This window comes from Pseudomonas sp. HN8-3 (genome assembly GCF_020790195.1).
Lineage (GTDB): Bacteria > Pseudomonadota > Gammaproteobacteria > Pseudomonadales > Pseudomonadaceae > Aquipseudomonas > Aquipseudomonas synxantha_A.
The window spans coordinates 4,196,127-4,216,739 of sequence record NZ_CP086206.1; the positions used below are offsets into that span (position 1 = coordinate 4,196,127).

A 20,613-nucleotide genomic window follows, 5' to 3' on the forward strand; every position below is an offset into this window, starting at 1 on the left:
GGCGCCACAATGGCGGGCAAAGCAAGCAGCGGATAATACGGACAAGGGTGGGAGCTGGCTTGCCTGCGATTGCGGTGTGTCAGCCACTGGGATATTGGCTGTGAGTCAGCCATCGCAGGCAAGCCAGCTCCCACCTGTGATTCAGTTTCTAAACTGGCCGTATATTCTCAGCCTGTGGGCCTTTTGGACCTTGCGTGATGTCAAACTCTACTTTTTGATTCTCCTCCAGGCTTTTGTACCCAGCCGTCGCAATTGCCGAGTAATGGGCAAACACATCGGACCCTCCATCATCTTGGGTAATAAAACCAAACCCCTTCTCCGCGTTAAACCACTTCACCGTGCCAGTTGCCATTACCATTCTCCCTACACTTCACTTGAGACCCGGTTCACCTGGGTTGCACAGTTTGACGGGCAACGCATAAATACCCTCGGGTCGATGGACCATTTGGAACTCCATGCGCTTGCCAAACCACAGCGCAGTGCAACGCCAGTCTCTGCCATTGATAAACACATCCTCTCCCCCGCCATCGGGCTTGATCAACCAATCGCCTCTGAGCCAGACGTAATACCTGACCGTACCCGTAACCACCTTCACAACCGCTCTCCCTGCATCTCGTTTACTACATACGCGCAGTGCATGGAGGGTAATAAAACAGCGGGCAACGCCCTTTGGCTACTGTCAAAGTTGACAGGTAGACGCGGGCTTCCAGTGAGTGTAGGCATGGCAATGTTGCGGATCATGCATCCCCTGACTTTTTGCGTTTGCGGGGTTTGCGCTGCTCGGCAGGCGCTTGCGGGGGTTCGGCGCATTTGACATTCGTCGATTGGACGGCAACCGCATTGCCATCGCGATCCCGAGCAATAAAACCAATGCCCTTGACCGCATCGAACCACCTGACCGTGCCCCTATCCATCACCGCCTCCCGAGCCGCGCATGGCTGCGCGCCTCATCGCTGTATCAAACAGTGAAGGCGGCGTAATGGCTACTGTCAAAGTTGACAGGTCAGAGAAGAATCAGGTGTCGCGACGCAAATCCGGTGGTATCGGCAAATCCTTGAGCGGATCAGGCCGCTTGCCCTTGCCGGCGCGGTATTGGCGGATCTGGTAAACGTAGGCCAGTACCTGTGCAACGGCCAGGTACAACCCGGCGGGGATTTCCTGGTCGAGGTCGGTGGAATAGAAAATCGAGCGCGCCAGCGCCGGCGATTCCAGCAGCAGAATGTCGTTGGCCACGGCGATTTCGCGGATTTTCAGGGCGGTGAAGTCGCTGCCCTTGGCCAACAGCATCGGTGCGCCACCCTTCTCCGGGTCGTACTTGAGGGCCACGGCGTAGTGGGTCGGGTTGGTGATGATCACGTCGGCGTCGGGTACCGAAGCCATCATCTTGCGCTGGGACATTTCGCGCTGCAGTTGGCGAATGCGTTGCTTGACCTCTGGGCGCCCTTCTTGATCCTTGTGTTCGTCACGCACTTCCTGCTTGGTCATCAGCAGTTTCTTGTGGCTTTCCCACAGCTGGATCGGCGCATCCACGGCGGCAATCAGGATCAGGCCGAGGGCCATCCACAAGGCGCTCCAGCCCACCACCTGCACACTGTGGATGATCGCCGACTCCAGTGGCTCATGGGCAATGCGCTGCAAATCGTCGATGTCAGACGACAACACCGCCAGCGCCACGAACAGAATCAGGAAAAACTTGGCCAGGGCCTTGAGCAATTCAATCAAGGCCTTGGCGGAGAACATGCGCTTGAGCCCCGCGCCCGGGTTCATGCGGCTGAACTTGGGCGCCATGCTGCCCGCAGCGAACAACCAGCCGCCGAGGGCAACGGGGCCGATCAGCGCGGCGAGCAGCAAGGTGATCAAGATCGGCTGCACCGCCAATAGGGCGATTTTGCCTGAGTGCAGCAGGTACTGGCCCATGGCGTCGGGGTTGAGCAACACTTCGCGAGGCAAGCTGAAGTTGTGTTTCATCATCTCCAGCAAGTCCAGCGCCAGGCCCCCGCCGTAGATCAGCAAGGCACCGGCACCGGCGATCATGGTGGCAAAGGTGTTGAGCTCTTTGGAGCGCGCGATTTCGCCCTTTTCCCTGGAGTCCTTTTTACGTTTCTCCGTGGGGTCTTCTGTTTTGTCCTGACCACTCTCGCTCTCGGCCATGGCTCAGCGCGCCCGTGCCAGATCACGTAAGAACTGCAAGGCGTCGGTAGCCAGCGGTTGATACTGATTGAGAATGTCGGCCAGGCCGACCCAGAAAATCCCCATGCCCAACACCAGGGTCAGGGGGAAACCAATCGAGAAGATGTTCAGTTGCGGCGCCGCACGGGTCATCACCCCAAACGCGATATTGACCACCAGCAGCGCCGTGATCGCCGGTAACACCAGCAACAGCGCCGCGCCGAGTACCCAACCGAGGCGCCCCACCAGTTCCCAGAAGTGGTTGACCACCAAGCCTGCGCCCACCGGCAAGGTGGTGAAACTCTCGGTCAGCACCTCGAACGCCACCAGGTGTCCGTTCATGGCCAAGAACAGCAAGGTCACCAGCATGGTCAGAAATTGCCCGATCACTGCCGCCGACACGCCGTTGGTGGGGTCGACCATGGACGCGAAGCCCATGCCCATCTGGATCGAGATGATTTGCCCGGCCACCACGAAAGCCTGGAAAAACAGGGTCAGGGAAAACCCGAGCATGGCGCCGATCAGGATCTGTTCGGCGATCAACAGCAAGGCGCTGAGGTCCAGCGCGTTGACCGGCGGCATCGGTGGCAGGCCCGGCACAATCACCACGGTGATCGCCACGGCAAAGTACAAACGCACGCGACGCGGAACCAGGGTGGTGCCGAACACCGGCATGGCCATCAACATCGCCGTGACGCGGAACAACGGCAGGATAAACGAGGCCACCCAGGTGCTGATCTGAGTGTCGGTCAACGCCAGCAAGGACTGCATCGGCTCAGCCGATCAACTGCGGAATACTGCCGTACAACTGCAGGATGTATTCCATGAAGGTTTGCACCAGCCAAGGGCCGGCGACGATCAGGGTCACCAGCATCACCAGCAGACGCGGCAGGAAGCTCAGGGTTTGTTCGTTGATCTGGGTGGCCGCCTGGAACATCGCCACCAGCAGGCCGACCAACAGGCTCGGCACCACCAGCACGGCGACCATCAGGGTGGTCAGCCACAGCGCTTCTCGGAACAGGTCGACGGCGACTTCTGGGGTCATGGCCCTATATCCCTCCGAAACTGCCGGCCAGGGTGCCAATAATCAGCGCCCAACCGTCCACCAGCACAAACAGCATGATCTTGAACGGCAACGAGATGATCAACGGCGACAGCATCATCATACCCATGGCCATCAGCACGCTCGCCACCACCAGGTCGATGATCAAAAACGGGATAAAGATCATGAAGCCGATCTGGAACGCGGTCTTCAATTCGGAGGTGACGAACGCCGGCACCAGAATGGTCAACGGTGCCTGGTCCGGAGTGGCGATGTCGGTACGCTTGGACAGGCGCATGAACAGTTCAAGGTCGCTGGAGCGGGTTTGCGACAACATGAAGTCCTTGATCGGGCCCTGGGCTTTGTCGATGGCGTCCTGGGCGTTGAGCTTTTCCGCGAGGTAGGGTTGCAGGGCTTGCTGGTTCACCTTGTCGAACACCGGCGCCATGATGAACAGCGTCAGGAACAAGGCCATGCCGGTGAGGATCTGGTTCGACGGCGTCTGTTGCAGGCCCAGGGCCTGGCGCAGGATCGAGAACACGATGATGATCCGCGTAAAGCTGGTCATCAACATCACGAAGGCCGGGATAAAACTCAGCGCGGTCATGATCAGCAGGATCTGCAAACTGACCGAATATTCCTGCGCGCCGGCCGCGTTGGTGCCCAGGGTGATCGCCGGGATCGACAACGGGTCGGCGCCCAGGGCCAGCGGCGCGGCCAGCAACAGCATGAGCGTCAGCAAAACGCGCATTACTTCTTATCCTTCTGATCCTTGCCCAGCAACTCCATCAGGCGCTGGGCGAATTCTGGCGTGGCGGTCTCGGTCTTGGCCGCGTCCACCGGAGTCTTGAGTACATGCAGCGGGGTGATGCGTCCGGGGGTGATGCCAAGCAGGATCTGCTCCTCGCCGACTTGCACCAGCACCAGCCGATCACGCGGGCCGAGGGTGCGCGAACCGACCAGCTCGATCACCTGGCCATTGCCCGGGCCGATGCGCTGTACGCGGCGCATCAGCCAGGCCAGCACAAAGATCAAGCCGATCACCAGCAACAGGCCCAGCACCAGCTGCGTCAATTGCCCGCCGACGCTGCCGACCACCGGTGCCGCAGCCGCTTGCGCGACCGGCTCCACCGCCCAGGCGCTCAATGGCAGCGCCAGCAACAGTCCCGCCATCGAGTACTTCATCTCAGCGCAACTTCTTGATGCGTTCGCTCGGGCTGATCACGTCCGTCAGGCGGATGCCGAACTTCTCATTGACCACCACCACTTCGCCGTGGGCGATCAGCGTGCCGTTGACCAGCACGTCCAGTGGCTCACCGGCCAGGCGGTCCAACTCGATCACCGAGCCCTGGTTGAGTTGCAGCAAGTTGCGGATATTGATTTCGGTGCTGCCCACTTCCATGGAAATCGACACGGGGATGTCAAGAATCACATCCAGGTTCGGGCCGTCGAGGGTCACCGGCTCATTGTTCTTCGGCACGCTGCCAAATTCTTCCATCGGCAGGCGCTTGCCGGCAGGCGCAGTGGCGGCGTCGGCGGCCAGCAGTGCGTCGATGTCGTCCTGGCCGACATCGCCGGTTTCTTCCAGGGCCGCGGCCCACTCGTCAGCCAGGGCCTGGTCTTCGGCGGAAGTGTTTTCGTGTTCGGTAGCCATTACATGTCCTCGGCGCAGCAAACAATCATGAATTAGGGTTGAATCAGCGTCGGTTGATCGGCTCAACCACTTGCAACGCCAGGTTGCCTTTGTGGGAACCGAGCTTGACCTTGAACGACGGCACGCCATTGGCGCGCATGATCAGTTCTTCCGGCAGGTCGACAGGGATCACATCCCCGGGCTGCATGTGCAAAATATCGCGCAGGCGCAACTGCCGACGGGCCACGGTGGCGCTCAGGGGCACGTCGACATCCAGCAGGTCTTCGCGCAGGGCCTTGACCCAGCGCTCGTCCTGATCGTCGAGGTCGGACTGGAAACCGGCGTCGAGCATTTCGCGCACCGGCTCGATCATCGAGTACGGCATGGTCACGTGCAGGTCACCGCCACCGCCATCGAGCTCGATGTGGAAGGTCGACACCACAATCGCCTCGCTGGGGCCGACGATGTTGGCCATGGCTGGGTTCACTTCCGAGTTGATGTACTCGAAATTGACTTCCATGATCGCTTGCCACGCTTCCTTCAAGTCGATGAAGGCTTGCTCCAGCACCATGCGCACGACACGCAGTTCGGTGGGGGTGAATTCACGCCCTTCGATCTTGGCGTGACGGCCGTCGCCGCCGAAGAAGTTGTCCACCAGCTTGAACACCAGTTTGGCGTCGAGGATGAACAGCGCGGTGCCGCGCAGCGGCTTGATCTTGACCAGGTTGAGGCTGGTGGGCACGTACAGCGAGTGCACGTATTCACCGAACTTCATCACCTGCACGCCGCCCACCGCCACGTCCGCCGAACGGCGCAGCATGTTGAACATGCTGATACGGGTGTAGCGGGCGAAACGCTCGTTGATCATTTCCAGGGTCGGCATGCGTCCACGAACGATGCGATCCTGGCTGGTCAGGTCATAACTTTTGACGCTGCCGGGTTCGGCAGCCATTTCGGTCTGTACCAGACCATCGTCCACGCCGTGCAACAGCGCGTCGATTTCATCCTGGGACAGCAGGTCTTGCACGGCCATGTCGTGATCCTACTGCAATACGAAGTTAGTGAAGAGCGCCTGCTCGACCACGACTTTGCCGAGCTCTTTCTGGGCCACTTCCTGCACGCTGGCAGTGACCTTCTGGCGTAGCATTTCCTGGCCGACCGGCGTGGCCAGGCTGTCGAAGCTCTGCCCGGAGAACAGCATCACCAGGTTGTTGCGGATCACCGGCATATGCACCTTGAGGGCATCCAGGTCCGCCTGGTTGCGCGCCAGCAAGGTAATGCTCACTTGCAGGTAGCGCTGGCGACCGTTGACGTTGTAATTGGCAACAAACGCCGGGAGCATCTGCTCGAAGATTGCCGGTTGCTTGACGTTGGTGGCGGCATCGGCGGCGGGTGCCGGCTTGCTTGCACTGCTGTGCATGATGTACCAGGTGCCGCCAATCGAGGCACCGATAGCCAAAAGCAGGCCCAGCACAATCAACAGGATCAGCTTGAGCTTGCCTTTGCCTGCTGCGGGGGGAGTTGCTGCGTCGTCGCTCTTCGCCATGCCAATAATCCGTCACTATTCGGGAATTCATAGATCTACGGGAAGGCAAGAGCAAGTGTTATGCCAGAGTTGTCTGGCGCGAAGGCAACCCAAATCAAATGTGGGAGCTGGCTTGCCTGCGATGGCGGTGGGTCAGTTCACATATGTGTCACTGATACACCGCCATCGCAGGCAAGCCAGCTCCCACACTGACCGGGTTTGGACAGGAAGTCAGGCGTAGTAGTCGACCGCGCTGGAGCCGATCACGCTCTGGCTCACGGGCCCCGCCACTTCGGCCAAGTCCACAGGGCCACCAGCGTCGCCGCTGTCAGCACGCCTGCCGCTGCCGCTCACCCCCCGCGCCTGGCCCTGCTGTTGCTGCTGGTCCTGCCCACGGGACTGGTCGGACACATTCACATCCACCTGCCCCATCCCCTGCTGGGCAAACATCTCACGCAAGCGGCCAGACTGGCTTTCCAGCGCTTCACGCACCACCGCATGGCCGCTCATGAAATTGACCTGGGCCTGCTGGTCCGCCGTCATGTTGACCTTGATATCCAGACGTCCCAGCTCAGCCGGCTGCAACTGGATCTCGGCCGACTTGAGGTTGGCGCTGGAGAGGTACATCACGCGGTTGACGACCTCTTCGGTCCAGCCGCTCTGGTGCATGGCCAGCGGTGCATTGGCAACCGGCGGCAAGGCGTTGGCGGTTTTGGGCGTGGCGGCCTGGGTCAGCGCGGCGAGGCGGTTGGCGAAATCGTCCACGCGGGTGTCGCTGCTGGCGTTCTTGAGGTCCTTGAGGCCGTCATCGATCAACGCACCAAACGCCTTGTCGCCACCCTGGTCGGTGCTGTCCTTGGTGGCTTGCTGGTCGACCATCGTGGCCAGGCCAGCGGCAAAGCTCTGCGCGGCGGTCGGTTGATCCGTAGGGGCGGCTGCGCTTTTCTGCGGTGTCTGGCTGCTGGCCGACACATGACCGCCCTGCTCCATCGCCAGGCGTACGGCCGGCATCGCATCCAGGGGATCAGCCTGCGGGTCGAAGGCCTCCTCGACCACAGCGACCACCGGCTGGGCCTTGGCGTCCTCGTCAACCGCCGACACTTGTACAGGCACCGCCACCGGCGTCGCGGCGGCGATTACCGCAGGGTCGACAACAGGGTCTACCGCAGGTGACTGCGCCAAAACTGGATCGCTGGGTTTATCGCCCTCGGTGCCGGCGCTGTCATCGGGCTTGGCCGACGGCTTGGCAGGCAAGGGATTGCCGCTATCGGCAACCGCCGGCTTGCTGGCGGCAGGCTTGTCGCTGCCGGCAGCCGGTTTGGCGCCGGTATCGGAAGGCTTGTCACGCGTGACCTTATTGGGGGTGTCGTCGCCCTTCAGCGTCGGCTTGGCGCCCTGGTTGGCAAACACTTGAGCAAAGCCTGCGCCCTTGTCTCGCGGGGCCGCAACCGCTACCGGCGGGTTAGCGGCAGGCGCTGACGGCTTGGCCGCAGGGGCAGCCTGAAGGAGCGAATTGGGGGCGACTGGCATGGGTAAGGTTCTCCACTGCATGGGGTCGGGGATGCAGTCTGTGGAGATAGAGCAAGAGTCGGGCCAGGTTTAGCGCGATGATTCAGAAACTGAACGTTGGCGCTCCGACTCATACAGCGGCCGGACCAACGCGAACTCATGATCGATCTGGTCAACCAATTCGCCCAGATCCGATGATGGCTTGACGGACTCAGCCTCCAGGCGCTGACACAGCTGCGCCAGCCGCACCGCCCCAAGGTGGCCACTGCTGCCTTTGAAACTGTGCGCAATCTGTCCCAATGCCTTGGCATCGTCGCGCGCGTCGCGCAGCGCTTCGATGCGCTTTTGCGAGTCATCGAGGAAGGTGTCGAGCAGTTTGGGATACTCACCCTCCATGACGTCCTGCAAACCCGACAACACGTCGGGGTCCAGATGAATCTCAGCCACTTGCTCGCTCCTTGATCAAGAATCAGCGGATTATGCCAGAGCTTCCCAGCAAAACTCCACGCAGACACGGCGCCCGCCCTCGGACCAGCGTACAGCGCTGCTCAGTTGACGCACCAGGTTCAGCCCTCGGCCAGACAGACGGTCAACTTCCAAGGGCCGCGCCAGCTCCTGTTCGACATCAAAACCCGGCCCGCTGTCTTCGATGCACAGGGTCATCTTGCCGCCCTTGTCGGTCGGTACCACCTGCACATCCACGCGCACGTAGCCACTGCTCAGCTGCGCCAGACGCTCATTGCGCTGATGATAATACTGCGCAAAACCTTGCGCATCGCGCTTGAGCCGTGAGTCCAGGCCCAGCACACCATGTTCCAGGGCATTGGAATACAACTCCGCCATCACGCTGTACAGCGCGCCGCTCTGCTCGCGCAACCCATGGATCTCCAGCAGCAGTTGCAGCAGGTACGGCAGCGGGTTGTAGCGCTGCAGCGTCTGGGCGCGAAACTCAAAACCCACCGACCAATCCAGCGGGCACGACTGGCCGCTGTCGGCATACATCGGCTCGGCCACTCGCAGCGCCTGGCCGGAGAGCAAAGTGATCTCGACCATGCTGACGTCATCGCGCGCCAGCCCCCGAAACGTAGCCAGGGCGTGCTCGATATCCTCAAACAGGCGGTCAGGCTCGCGGTTGGCAGCGAACACCTGTTGCAACCGCTCGGCGCCGAACAGTTGATCATTGGCGTCAGCCGTATCCAGCACGCCATCGGAGAGCAGAAACACCCGGTCGCCCAAGGCCATGGGCCAGACCTCGGTGCTGTCATCAAAGCTTTCCGCCGACAGCACGCCCAGGGGCAGATGCCGCGACATCAGCGGCGTGCGCTTGCCAGTGGCGACTTCATGCACATAGCCTTCGGGCATACCGCCGTTCCACACCTCGACCGCACGCCGCTGGGCGCTCAGGCACAACAAGGTGGCGCAACAGAACATGTCCACCGGCAGGATGCGCTTGAGCTTGGCGTTCATCTCCCGCAAGGTCTGCGTAAGGCCGTAGCCCTTGGCAGTCATGCCGTAGAACACTTCGGCCAACGGCATGGCGCCAATGGCGGCCGGCAAGCCATGGCCGGTGAAATCGCCGAGCAACACGTGCATGTCACCGGACGGCGTGTAGGCCGCCAGCAGCAAATCACCGTTGAACAAGGCATAGGGCGATTGCAGGTAGCGGATATTGGGTGCGGCATTGATACAGCCGGAGTGGGCAACCTTGTCGAACACCGCCTTGGCTGCCCGCTGCTCATGCATCAGGTGCTCGTGGTGCCTGGCGATCAGGTCGCGTTGTTGCAAGACCGTGGCCTGCAGGCGGCGCAGGCGATCCATGGCGTTGATCTTCGCTGCCAATATCAGGGGGTTGTAAGGTTTGGGCAAGAAGTCATCGCCGCCGGCGTCCAGGCATTGGGCCAGCGCTTCGCTTTCGCGCAGGGAGGTGAGGAAGATGATCGGCACCAGCGCCTCCCCCGCCAACTGCTTGATCTGCCGGGCGGCTTCAAAGCCGTCCATCACCGGCATCAGCGCATCCATCAGCACCAGTTGCGGGCGCTCATGACGGAAGATCTCCACCGCCTCGGCACCGTTGCTGGCAGTCAGCACCTGATGGCCCTGGCGGCGGATGATGGTCGACAGCAACAGCCGATCGGCGGCGCTGTCTTCGGCGATCAGGATAGTCAGCGCCTCAAGGACCGGGGCCAAGGCGCTCAACTGATATCGAACAGTTTGTCGAAGTTGGAAATGGCGAGGATCTTGCGCACGTCGGGGTTGCTATTAACCACGCGAATATCGGACGTATCGCCACCCGTGTGGTCACGCAGCAACAAGAGCATGCCCAGGGCCGAACTGTCCATGTAGGTGGTCCTCCTCAAGTCCACCACAACAGTCTCCGGCTTGGGGTAAACATGCTCGTAGACATTGCGAAAGTCTTGGTGGCTGCCGAAATCGAACCGGCCCTTGATTGCGATCGTCAACTTCTTCCCATCCAGGGATACATCGGACTCGATTGACATGTGACTGCTTCCTTGTCATTGGCACTGTGCAACAAGGTTTAGCAGGCGAACCGGATCTGAGCAACACATCGAATCAAATGTGGGAGGGGGCTTGCTCCCGATAGCGATGTGTCAGCAATGGATTTGCTGGCTGACACACCGCTATCGGGAGCAAGCCCCCTCCCACATTTACCCTGCGTCGTTAGTTAGAATTGTTCCTGGCGGGGCAGGCGTTGGGACAATTCATCAAGCAGCTTTTGCTCGCGCTTATCTTCAATCGCCCGCGCTTCGTCGATATAGCGCTGCACCAGCTTGCGCAAACCTTCCACGCGGGCAAACGCCTGCTGCCAGCTTTCCCGGGCTTTATCGAGGTTGTTCTGGTGCCAGGCCAGGCTCTGGCGCTGCTGGCCGACGGCTGTTTCAAGCTGATTGAGAAAGCCCTGATAACCCATCAACCACTGGCCCGACACGCCCTTGCTGCCGCGCTCGATCCACTGTTGTTGGTATTCCAGGCGAAAGCGCTCCAGGTCGCCCAGCTTGCTCTCTGCCAGGCGCACCTGGCCTTGAAAGTAACCCAGGCGTTGCACGGCGGTTTTCTCGGCCTTTTCGGCCATTTCCACCACCGGGGCCAGGCGCGCGGCGCGGCTGTTGGCCATGGCTTAACCGCCTGGCGCGGGGGCGAAGATGGACTGCAGATGCGCTTCGCTTTCGCCCATGCTGATCTTGTCATTGAGGCCCTGGCGCAGGTAGTTCACCAGCTGTGGTTGCAAGGCAATGGCCAGGTCGGTGTCGCGATCGCCGCCGGCCACATAGGCGCCGACGCTGATCAGGTCGCGGCTCTGCTGGTAACGCGACCACAGTTGCTTGAACTGCTGCGCACGGGCCATATGCTCAGGGGTGACCACCGCCGGCATCACCCGGCTGATGGACGCTTCGATGTCGATGGCCGGGTAGTGCCCTTCTTCTGCCAGGCGTCGCGACAGCACAATGTGGCCGTCGAGCACGCCCCGCGCCGAGTCGGCAATCGGATCTTGCTGGTCGTCGCCTTCGGACAACACGGTATAAAACGCAGTGATCGAGCCACCGCCGGCCTCGGCATTACCGGCGCGCTCCACCAGCTTGGGCAGTTTGGCGAACACCGACGGCGGATAGCCTTTGGTGGCCGGTGGCTCACCAATGGCCAAGGCGATTTCCCGCTGGGCCTGGGCGAAACGCGTGAGCGAATCCATCAGCAGCAGCACATTCTTGCCCTTGTCACGGAAATACTCGGCGATGCGTGTGCAGTACATGGCTGCGCGCAGGCGCATCAGTGGCGCATCGTCCGCAGGCGACGCTACCACCACCGAGCGCTTGAGCCCTTCTTCACCGAGACTGTGCTCGATGAACTCCTTGACCTCACGGCCCCGCTCACCGATCAGCCCAACCACGATGATGTCGGCCTCGGTAAAGCGCGTCATCATGCCCAGCAACACCGACTTACCCACGCCGGTACCGGCGAACAGGCCCAGGCGCTGGCCGCGGCCGACCGTCAATAAACCGTTGATGCTGCGAATGCCCACATCCAGCGGCACGCTGATGGGGTTGCGGTTGAGCGGGTTGATGGTGGGGCCGTCCATCGGCACCCAGTCTTCGGCCTTCATGCCGCCCTTGCCATCCAGCGCACGCCCGGCGCCGTCGAGTACGCGGCCGAGCATACTCATGCCCATGGGCAGGCGGCCCGTGTCGGCCAGCGGCACCACGCGAGCACCCGGGGCAATACCGGCCAGGCTGCCCACCGGCATCAGGAAAATCTTGTTGCCGGAAAAACCCATCACCTCGGCTTCGACCTGCACCGGGTGGTAGCTGTCGTCATTGATCACCAGGCAGCGGCTGCCCATGGCGGCGCGCAAGCCCTCGGCTTCAAGGGTCAGGCCAACCATGCGCAACAAGCGCCCTTCAAGGATCGGCTGGCCAGGCAATTCGGTTGCCTCGGCGTAGCTGCTCAGGCGCTTGGCAAAGCTGGTGCGATCAAGGCGCATCGGGAGCGTCCAGGTCAACGCTCACGTCAGGCGCTGCCGGATGCAGGGCTTGCTCATGCAGTTGATCCAACAATTTGGCCATGATCTGGCTGATGCGGGTTTCCACCGTGGCATCGATGCGGCTGTGTTCGGTTTCGACACGGCACCCACCGGGTTGCAACGAAGCGTCCTCGACGATGCGCCAGGTTTCTTCATGGCGCTCGCGCAAGGCTTTGACCTGCTCGAAATCCTGGGGGTTGATGTACAGCCGCACATTGCCGACGCCCAGGGGCAGCAACTTGAGGGCTTCACGCATCACGCTTTCGATCTGGCTGGAGTCCAGCACCAGTTCACGCTGGATCACCTGGCGGGCAATGTGCTGCACCAGGTCGACCATGGATTTTTCCAGTTGGGTGTCCTGCTCGGCAATCGGGTCGAACAGGTTGCCCATCAGGCGTTCCAGGCTGGCCAGCTGGGTGCCCAGCGCTGCCTCGGCTTCCTGGCGGACCTTGAGGGTGGTGCTGCGAAAACCGTCTTTCTCACCCGCCGCAAAGCCTTCGTTGTAGGCTTCCTGGCGGATGGCTTCAAGCTCTTCGAGGGTCAGTGGCTGGACTTCATCCAGCGGCACTTCTTCCATTTCCACCGGAAGCTCTTCGACCGGCTCAGGCTCGGGCTCCGGCACATGGGGGTCGAAGCTGGGCAACGACCAGATGTCGAACCCGCCGACATCCCGCGCGCGAATCAGATCGCTGGGCGTCTCATCTTTGTTCGACATGCAAGGCGCCTTAGATCATTTCTTCGCCGCCCTTCCCGCCGAGAACGATTTCTCCGGCTTCGGCCATACGGCGGGCAATGGTGAGGATTTCCTTCTGCGCGGTTTCCACATCGCTGACGCGCACCGGGCCCTTGGCTTCCAGGTCGTCACGCAACAGTTCGGATGCGCGCTTGGACATGTTCTTGAAAATTTTCTCTTTGACGTTTTCGTCCGAGCCCTTGAGGGCCAGCACCAACACGTCGGAGGAGACTTCACGCAACAGCGCCTGGATGCCACGGTCGTCGACATCGGCAAGGTTGTTGAACACGAACATCAGGTCTTCGATCTGACCGGACAGGGTGTCGTCGATCTCGCGGATCGAGTCCATCAGTTGGCCTTCGACCGAGCTGTCGAGGAAGTTCATGATGTCGGCCGCGCGCTTGATGCCACCCAGGGTGGTGCGCGAGGCATTCGAGTTGCCGGAGAACTGCTTCTCCAGAATCGTGTTGAGTTCCTTGAGGGCCGCCGGTTGTACGGTGTTGAGCGACGACACGCGCAGGATGATGTCCAGGCGCACTTTGTGGTCGAAGTGGCCAAGCACTTCACCGGCCTGGTCCGGGTCCAGGTAAGCCACAACGATCGCCTGGATCTGCGGGTGTTCGTAGCGGATCACGTCGGCGACCGCACGTGGTTCCATCCACTTGAGGCTGTCCAGGCCACTGGTGTTGCCGCCCAGCAGGATGCGGTCGATCAGGCCGTTGGCCTTGTCTTCGCCCAGCGCCGAGGTGAGCATCTTGCGAATGTAGCTGTCGGAGCCGACGCCCAGGCTGGTCTGGTCGCCGACGATCTCGACGAACTCGCTCATCACCTGCTCGACTTGCTCGCGGTGCACGTTGCGCATCTGCGCCATCGCCACGCCGACACGCTGGACCTCTTTGGGGCCCATGTGGCGCAGCACTTGGGCAGCGTCGGTTTCACCCAGGGACAGCAGCAACACGGCGGCTTTGTCGACCCGAGAGAGCTTGGCCACAGCGGCTCGATCATTCATCAGCGTTAATCCACTCTTTCACGACCTGGGCCACACGGCCCGGGTCTTCTGCCACCAGACTCTTGATTGCGTTCAACTGAGCGTCATAGCCTTCGCTCGGGCTTGGCAACAGGATGCTTTGCGGGCCGCCAAGGCTGACGCGGTCGTTGGCCAGTTCGCCATCCAGGCCGCCCATGCCACCCAACTCGACGTCGCCACCTGCGAGCGCAAGCTGTTTCTTGCCGCCGCCGGTGATGTTGTTGAGCACCGGGCGCAGCACGCCGAACACCAGCACCAAGATGAACAACACCCCCAGCACTTGCTTGACGATGTCCCAGAACCACGGCTGGGTGTAGAACGCAGGGTCGCTGATCACTTCAGCGCGCTCGGCGGAGAACGGCATGTTGATCACACTGACGCTGTCGCCACGGCTGGCGTCGAAACCGACGGCGTCCTGTACCAGGCGGGTGAAGCGCGCCAATTCGTCGGCGGTCCAGGGCGCACGGGTCACGGCGCCATCGGCTGGGTTGACCTTGACCTGGTCATCGACCACCACCGACACCGACAGGCGATTGATCTTGCCCTGTTGCTGCTTGGTGTGGCTGATAGAGCGATCGAGTTCGAAGTTCTTGGTGGACTGGTTACGCTTGTCCGCCGGGTACGGTGCGAGCATCGGCTGGCCGGTGGCCGGGTCCATGATCTGCTGGCCGTTGGCATCCAGCAGCGGCTGGCCAGGCTGGATCGCGCCAGCAGTGGCAGCGGCGCCGCCAGTGGTCTGCGGTGCCGAGGCGGCCGACGGTGGCTGGTTGCTCAAGGCCCCCGGCACACCTTGCGGGCCATTGGCGGCGGTGCGCTGCTCGCTGGTGGACTGCTCGCTGCGCAGGGCCGGCTGGTCAGGGTTGAACTGTTCGGAGGTCGATTCGACAGCGCTGAAGTCTACGTCGGCGGACACTTCAGCCTTGTAGCGGTCGTTGCCCAGCACCGGTTGCAGGATGTTGTGCACGCGCTGGGTGAGCATGCTTTCCATGCGGCGGCTGTAGTCGAATTGCTTGCCGGCCTGGGTCAGCGCGGAGTTTTCGGCCATGTCGGAGAGCAGGTTGCCCTTCTGATCGACCACGGTGATTTGCGACTTGCTCAATTCGGGAACGCTGGTGGCCACCAGGTTGACGATCGCCAGCACCTGGCCAGGCTCCAGGGAGCGGCCGGCAAACAGTTCGACCAGTACCGAAGCGCTGGGCTTGCGTTCATCACGCACGAACACCGAGCTTTTCGGAATCGCCAGGTGCACACGGGCACCCTTGACGTTATTCAGGCTGGAGATGGTGCGCGCCAGTTCGCCTTCCAGGCCACGGCGATAACGGGTGGCTTCCATGAACTGGCTGGTGCCCAGGCCCTGGTCCTTGTCGAGAATCTCGAAACCGATATTGCTGTCGGACGGCGCCACGCCAGCGGCGGCCAGTTTCATCCGTGCACGGGCCACGTCATCAGACTTGACCAGCAAGGCGCCGGAGTTGGGCTCCACGGTGTAAGCGATGTCGGCAGCGGCGAGGGTTTCCATGATCTGCTTGGAATCCATGCCCGACAGGCTGCCGTACAGTGGGCGGTAATCGGGTTGTTGCGACCACAACACCACGGCAAAACCAATCGCCACGCTGGCCGCCAGGCCGACCATCAGGCCCACCTGACGCAGCATGGTCATTTGCGAGAGGTTTTCCAGGAACGACAGGCCAAACAACGGCGGCTTGCCGTCTGCCTTGGCGGGGAGGTTGTCGGAGAGTGCTTCTGCCATGACTTAAATCTCGTCCTTAAACCGGCATCTGCATGATGTCTTGATAAGCCTGAACCAGCTTGTTACGCACTTGAGTCAAGGCCTGGAAGGACACACTGGCCTTTTGCGAGGCGACCATCACATCGGTGAGGTCCACGCCGCTTTTACCGATCTCGAACGCCGTTGCCAACTGGCTGGAGGCCTGTTGGGTATCACTGACTTTATTGATTGCCTGACCGAGCATGTCGGCAAAACTGCTTTGGCCCAATTCCGGCGCTGGCGCGACGGATTTCGGTTGAGCCATGGCATCCATTTGCATGGCGCGCATATCCAACATCAACCGATTGAACTCAATACCCTGGCTCATGACCTTCTCTCTCCGACGACCCGCAATTTTTTGACACTACGCAGCGGTTACTAGGGGTGGTAGCAACAAGGGTGCCAGCTCTGGAGCAACTCGTAAGAAAAGGCGACAAAGCTTGTAGAACTTGTTACCGGTCATGTGGCGAAAAGATAAGCTTCCACATCCATACCAGCATCGCGCATCTGCGCCAGCTTGTAGCGCAAGGTGCGCGGGCTGATGCCGAGGCGCTCGGCCGCTTCTTTGCGGCGGCCACGCTCAGCGCGCAGGGTGTCGATGATCATCTGGAATTCACGGCGGCGCAGGTCATCGCCCAGGGCACCGGCCGATTCTGCCTCGGCAACCACCGGCGCTGGCGCCAGGCTGGGCAACGGCGCAGCACCATTGCCCATGGCCAGGCAAAAATCCTGGGGCTGGATCAACCCGCCCTGCTGCAAAATCAGCGCGCGCTGGATGGCATTGTCCAGCTCGCGCACGTTGCCCGGCCACGGATAGCTGACCAGGCACGCCTGAGCCTGCGGCGATAACCGCGCCTGGGCATGCTTCATTTTTTTGACGTGGTTGTTCAGCAGGCGCTCGGCCAACGGAATGATATCCGCCGGGCGCTCGCGCAACGGGCGCCAGGCCAGGGGGAACACCGAGAGCCGGTAGAACAGGTCCTCCCGGAAGCGCCCCGCCGCCACTTCGCCGGCCAGGTCGCGGTTGGTGGTGGCAACCACGCGGATATCCAGCTGGATCGGCTTGCGTGCCCCCACGCGCTCCACTTCACGCTCCTGCAACACACGCAGCAACTTGGCTTGCAGGCCCAGGGGCATTTCCGAGATTTCGTCGAGCAGGATGGTACCGCCGTCGGCCTGTTCGAACTTGCCGGCCTGGGCCGCGATGGCGCCGGTGAACGAGCCCTTTTCATGGCCGAACAACGTCGCTTCGAGCATGTTGTCGGGGATCGCCGCACAGTTGATCGCAATGAACGGTTGCTGGGCACGGCTGGACTGCTGGTGGATGTAGCGTGCCAACACTTCTTTACCGGTGCCGGATTCGCCGGAAATCAGCACAGTGGAATCACTGCGCGCCACCCGCGCTGCCAGTTCCAGCAATTGCGCGCTGGCCGGTTCAAAGGCTATCGGGCCGTCACCCTCGCCCGCCGACATCACACCCAGGGCATGTCGGGCGACCAGCTCGATCAACGCCTTGGGCTCGAACGGTTTGACCAGGTAATCCGCCGCACCCTGGCGCATGGCGTCCACCGCCCGCTCCACGGCGCCATGGGCAGTCATCAGCAGCACCGGCAGCTGCGGCTGGCGCGCACGCAGCAGGCCGAGCAACTGGTGGCCGTCCATGCCGGGCATGTTCACATCGCTGACCACCAGGCTGAAGGCTTCCTGCTCGACCGCCGCCAAGGCCTCCTCGGCAGAGCCGACCGCACGGTAGTCATGGCCCGCCAACAGCAGCGTGTCAGCCAATGCTTCACGCAGGGCGCGATCGTCTTCCACCAATAAAACCTTGATAGCCATAATCCTTTTACTCCGCGCTCGCCGCGCTGGAAAACAGCGGCAAGGTCATCAATGCACAGGTGCCGCGCCCCAACCGGGAGCGCAACTGCAATTCTCCCTGATGGGCGCGTGCCACTGCCTTGACCACGGTCAGGCCCAGGCCAGTGCCGTTAGTCTTGGTGGTAAAAAACGGCTCGCCCAGGCGCTGCAGCACCTGGGGGTCGATGCCGCTGCCGCTGTCGCTGATACACAGGCGCAGGGTTTGTTCGCGGGCGTAGAGGTGCACTTTAAGACGTGCATCCGGGCCGCTGGCCTGAGTGGCGTTTTCGATCAGGTTGAGCAAGGCGCCGACCAGGGTGTCGCGGTTGCACAGCAACTCGCCTTGGTGGCTATCACATTGCCAACGCAGGTTGGCGCCCTGTACATGGGTCGCCGCCGCTGCTTGCAAGGCCTGCATCAACCCGGCAGGCGTGACACGGTCGGTCAGCGGCAATTCGCCGCGGGCAAACACCAGCATGTCGCGCACCTGGTGCTCCAATTCATGCAAGCGCTCCTTGAGGCGCCCGGCAAATCGTTGCTGAGTGGCTACAGGCAATTGCTCATCAGTCAAATGACTGGCGTAGATCAACGCCGCCGACAAGGGCGTGCGGATCTGATGCGCCAACGAGGCGACCATCCTGCCCAACGACGACAGCCGCTCATGACGGGCCAACTGGTCTTGCAGGTGACGGGTTTGCGTCAGGTCATTGAGCAGCACCAATTGGCCTGGCTCGGCATCCAGGGAGCGAGTGGCGATAGACAGGCGGCGTCCGTCCTTGAGGGAGACTTCGTGACCGTCATCTTCTCGCGGCGCAAAGCAGCGGGTGATGACATGGCGCCACAGCTCGCCTTCCAGCGGTAGGCCCAGCAGGTCGCAGGCCGCCGGGTTGGCTTCGCGCACACGGCCCTGGTCGTCGATGACGATCACGCCGCCGGGCAACAGGTCCAGAAGATTTTGCAGACGGTTGGCCAGGCGTTCTTTTTCCGCCAGCTCTTGCATGCGCTGGGCGCTGACCACCGCCAGCTCGCCCTTGAGCTCGGAAACACGAGCCTCAAGCAGGCTGTAGGAGTCGGTCAGTTGGCTCGACATCTGGTTGAACTGCGAGAACGCTTGTTCCAGGCCCTGGCGGGTCGGTGGCTCTACAGGCGAAACCAGCCCCTGAATAGCAGGGGCCGAAGATAGTTGGGCGGCGTGGGGCATGATGCTCTCTCGCTTGGCTGACCGTCAGTTAAACGGAACGTTGCGAGGGCTGTAGCAATACCCGTGCCGAAAAAAATCTACCTATAAATCAGCTAGTTGAAAAACAGGCGTCAATCATCCGCCTGTTCATCACCTTCTTTGCGGCTCATACCGTACTTGCGCATCTTCTCCACCAGGGTGGTGCGGCGGATGCGCAGACGCTCGGCGGCGCGGGCAACGATGCCATGCGCATCGTCCAGGGCCTGCTGGATCAACCCTTGTTCCAAGTTGCCGAGGTAGTCCTTGAGGTCAAGGCCTTCGGGCGGCAGCATGGCGGTGGCACCGAAGTCCGGGGTATGACCGTTGATGGCCACGCGCTCTTCCATGTCACTGCGCAGGCTGTCCATCTGCTCGTCTTCATCATCGACGTAGCGGAATTTCTTCGGCAACTCGACCACGCCGATCACCCCGTACGGATGCATGATCGCCATGCGCTCCACCAGGTTGGCCAGCTCACGCACGTTACCCGGCCAGCCGTGGCGGCACAGGGACATGATCGCAGCGGAGTTGAAACGAATGGAGCCGCGTTTTTCGTGCTCCATGCGCGAGATCAGCTCGTTCATCAGCAACGGGATGTCTTCCACGCGCTCGCGCAGCGGGGCCATCTCGATGGGGAATACGTTGAGGCGGTAGTACAGGTCTTCGCGGAAGCTGCCGACCTCGATCATGCTTTCGAGGTTCTTGTGGGTGGCGGCAATGATGCGCACGTCCACGCTCTGGGTCTTGTTGCTGCCCACGCGCTCGAAGGTGCGCTCCTGCAACACACGCAGCAACTTGACCTGCATCGGCAGTGGCATGTCGCCGATTTCGTCAAGGAACAGCGTGCCGCCATTGGCCAGCTCGAAACGCCCGGCACGGCTGGTGATCGCCCCGGTAAAGGCGCCCTTCTCGTGGCCGAACAGCTCGCTTTCCAGCAGCTCTGCCGGGATCGCCCCGCAGTTGACCGGCACAAAAGGCCCGTCGCGACGCTTGGAGTGATAGTGCAGGTTGCGCGCGACCACTTCCTTGCCGGTGCCCGACTCGCCGAGGATCAGCACGCTGGCGTCGGTGTCGGCCACTTGCTGCATCATCTGGCGCACGTGCTGGATCGCCCGGCTGGTGCCGACGAGGCTGCGAAACAGGTTGGGTTCACGGTGACGGCCACGTTCGCGGGCCTGGTCGTACATCTCGCGATAGACCTGGGCGCGGTGCAGCGAATCGAGCAATTTGCTGTAGCTGGGCGGCATTTCCAGGGTGGAAAGCACGCGGCGGCGCTGGTCTTCCGGCAGGTCCACAGAAGAAATATCGCCCATCAGCAACACCGGAAGGAACTCATCCCAGGTTGACAGTGTCTTTAACAGGCCCAGAACTGCGCCAGGAGCGTTTACCGTCCCGATCAATACACAGATGACTTCACGGCTCGACGCCAACGAGCTGACCGCCTGCTGCCAATCGTGGCTGCCGCAGGGTAAATTTTCTTCACCAAGAAAATTTAAAATCACCGCTAAATCGCGGCGGCGGACGCTATCGTCATCGATCAGCAGAATTTTGGTTTCACGCCACATGCAATAGCAACTTCCCTAGTAAAACTTCCTGCCCC

The 20,613-nt window shown here is 61.5% G+C and carries 23 protein-coding genes; all 23 read right to left on the minus strand.

The annotated features are described in order from the left end of the window. Nucleotides 1-148 precede the first annotated feature (148 nt). The 23 genes from LJX92_RS18540 to LJX92_RS18655 all read right to left on the minus strand — a co-directional run bounded on the left by LJX92_RS18540 (nt 149) and on the right by LJX92_RS18655 (nt 20,578). Complete coding sequence (locus LJX92_RS18540; protein ID WP_103733689.1) at nt 149-352, minus strand: cold-shock protein; 204 nt, start codon at nt 350-352, stop codon at nt 149-151. Between the two features lie 18 nt (nt 353-370). Continuing rightward, on the minus strand, nt 371-595 hold the full coding sequence (locus tag LJX92_RS18545) for a hypothetical protein (protein WP_032880067.1): 225 nt from the start codon (nt 593-595) through the stop codon (nt 371-373). A gap of 419 nt (nt 596-1,014) precedes the next feature. Next, entirely contained in the window at nt 1,015-2,151 is a 1,137-nt protein-coding gene (flhB, locus tag LJX92_RS18555; protein ID WP_228308792.1) for a flagellar biosynthesis protein FlhB, read from the minus strand. A 3-nt stretch (nt 2,152-2,154) separates the two neighbouring features. Beyond that, complete coding sequence (gene fliR / locus LJX92_RS18560) at nt 2,155-2,940, minus strand: flagellar biosynthetic protein FliR (protein WP_005790062.1); 786 nt, start codon at nt 2,938-2,940, stop codon at nt 2,155-2,157. A 4-nt stretch (nt 2,941-2,944) separates the two neighbouring features. Beyond that, nucleotides 2,945-3,214, minus strand: a complete 270-nt coding sequence (gene fliQ / locus LJX92_RS18565) for a flagellar biosynthesis protein FliQ (protein ID WP_003192936.1) — start codon at nt 3,212-3,214, stop codon at nt 2,945-2,947. A 4-nt stretch (nt 3,215-3,218) separates the two neighbouring features. Further along, a complete protein-coding gene (gene fliP / locus LJX92_RS18570) occupies nt 3,219-3,962 on the minus strand; it encodes a flagellar type III secretion system pore protein FliP (protein WP_103733688.1) in 744 nt (247 codons plus the stop codon). Beyond that, complete coding sequence (gene fliO / locus LJX92_RS18575; RefSeq protein WP_228308793.1) at nt 3,962-4,396, minus strand: flagellar biosynthetic protein FliO; 435 nt, start codon at nt 4,394-4,396, stop codon at nt 3,962-3,964. The genes fliP and fliO overlap by 1 nt, the downstream gene beginning before the upstream one ends. A gap of 1 nt (nt 4,397) precedes the next feature. Beyond that, nucleotides 4,398-4,865 (minus strand): flagellar motor switch protein FliN, encoded by a 468-nt coding sequence (gene fliN / locus LJX92_RS18580; protein WP_005790067.1) that lies wholly within the window; start codon nt 4,863-4,865, stop codon nt 4,398-4,400. Between the two features lie 43 nt (nt 4,866-4,908). Continuing rightward, on the minus strand, nt 4,909-5,877 hold the full coding sequence (fliM, locus tag LJX92_RS18585) for a flagellar motor switch protein FliM (RefSeq protein ID WP_005790068.1): 969 nt from the start codon (nt 5,875-5,877) through the stop codon (nt 4,909-4,911). 9 nt (nt 5,878-5,886) lie between these two features. Next, on the minus strand, nt 5,887-6,390 hold the full coding sequence (gene fliL, locus LJX92_RS18590; RefSeq protein WP_228308794.1) for a flagellar basal body-associated protein FliL: 504 nt from the start codon (nt 6,388-6,390) through the stop codon (nt 5,887-5,889). A gap of 210 nt (nt 6,391-6,600) precedes the next feature. Beyond that, nucleotides 6,601-7,899 carry a flagellar hook-length control protein FliK gene (locus tag LJX92_RS18595; protein WP_228308795.1) on the minus strand — a complete coding sequence of 433 codons (1,299 nt, stop codon included), beginning with the start codon at nt 7,897-7,899 and terminating at the stop codon, nt 6,601-6,603. A 69-nt stretch (nt 7,900-7,968) separates the two neighbouring features. Then, a complete protein-coding gene (locus tag LJX92_RS18600; RefSeq protein WP_032880065.1) occupies nt 7,969-8,325 on the minus strand; it encodes an Hpt domain-containing protein in 357 nt (118 codons plus the stop codon). A 30-nt stretch (nt 8,326-8,355) separates the two neighbouring features. Continuing rightward, complete coding sequence (locus tag LJX92_RS18605; RefSeq protein ID WP_032880064.1) at nt 8,356-10,074, minus strand: fused response regulator/phosphatase; 1,719 nt, start codon at nt 10,072-10,074, stop codon at nt 8,356-8,358. Beyond that, complete coding sequence (locus LJX92_RS18610; RefSeq protein ID WP_103733684.1) at nt 10,071-10,376, minus strand: STAS domain-containing protein; 306 nt, start codon at nt 10,374-10,376, stop codon at nt 10,071-10,073. Before LJX92_RS18610 ends, LJX92_RS18605 begins: the two co-directional genes overlap by 4 nt. 185 nt (nt 10,377-10,561) lie before the next feature. Further along, on the minus strand, nt 10,562-11,011 hold the full coding sequence (fliJ, locus tag LJX92_RS18615; protein WP_005790077.1) for a flagellar export protein FliJ: 450 nt from the start codon (nt 11,009-11,011) through the stop codon (nt 10,562-10,564). A gap of 3 nt (nt 11,012-11,014) precedes the next feature. Then, entirely contained in the window at nt 11,015-12,373 is a 1,359-nt protein-coding gene (gene fliI, locus LJX92_RS18620; RefSeq protein WP_005790078.1) for a flagellar protein export ATPase FliI, read from the minus strand. Beyond that, complete coding sequence (fliH, locus tag LJX92_RS18625) at nt 12,363-13,127, minus strand: flagellar assembly protein FliH (RefSeq protein WP_032880062.1); 765 nt, start codon at nt 13,125-13,127, stop codon at nt 12,363-12,365. Before fliH ends, fliI begins: the two co-directional genes overlap by 11 nt. 10 nt (nt 13,128-13,137) lie before the next feature. Next, on the minus strand, nt 13,138-14,154 hold the full coding sequence (fliG, locus tag LJX92_RS18630) for a flagellar motor switch protein FliG (protein ID WP_003192957.1): 1,017 nt from the start codon (nt 14,152-14,154) through the stop codon (nt 13,138-13,140). Then, nucleotides 14,147-15,922, minus strand: coding sequence for a flagellar basal-body MS-ring/collar protein FliF (gene fliF / locus LJX92_RS18635; protein ID WP_032880061.1), 1,776 nt, complete (start codon nt 15,920-15,922; stop codon nt 14,147-14,149). The genes fliG and fliF overlap by 8 nt, the downstream gene beginning before the upstream one ends. 16 nt (nt 15,923-15,938) lie before the next feature. After that, nucleotides 15,939-16,268: a flagellar hook-basal body complex protein FliE gene (fliE, locus tag LJX92_RS18640; protein WP_005790083.1), complete on the minus strand. Its 330-nt coding sequence runs from the start codon at nt 16,266-16,268 to the stop codon at nt 15,939-15,941. Between the two features lie 131 nt (nt 16,269-16,399). Beyond that, a complete protein-coding gene (locus LJX92_RS18645) occupies nt 16,400-17,776 on the minus strand; it encodes a sigma-54-dependent transcriptional regulator (RefSeq protein WP_032880060.1) in 1,377 nt (458 codons plus the stop codon). A 7-nt stretch (nt 17,777-17,783) separates the two neighbouring features. Continuing rightward, nucleotides 17,784-18,995 (minus strand): sensor histidine kinase, encoded by a 1,212-nt coding sequence (locus tag LJX92_RS18650; protein ID WP_005790086.1) that lies wholly within the window; start codon nt 18,993-18,995, stop codon nt 17,784-17,786. A gap of 110 nt (nt 18,996-19,105) precedes the next feature. Continuing rightward, the gene (locus LJX92_RS18655; RefSeq protein ID WP_032880059.1) at nt 19,106-20,578 is read right to left on the minus strand and encodes a sigma-54 dependent transcriptional regulator; all 1,473 of its coding nucleotides are present in this window, start codon (nt 20,576-20,578) and stop codon (nt 19,106-19,108) included. Nucleotides 20,579-20,613 lie beyond the last annotated feature (35 nt).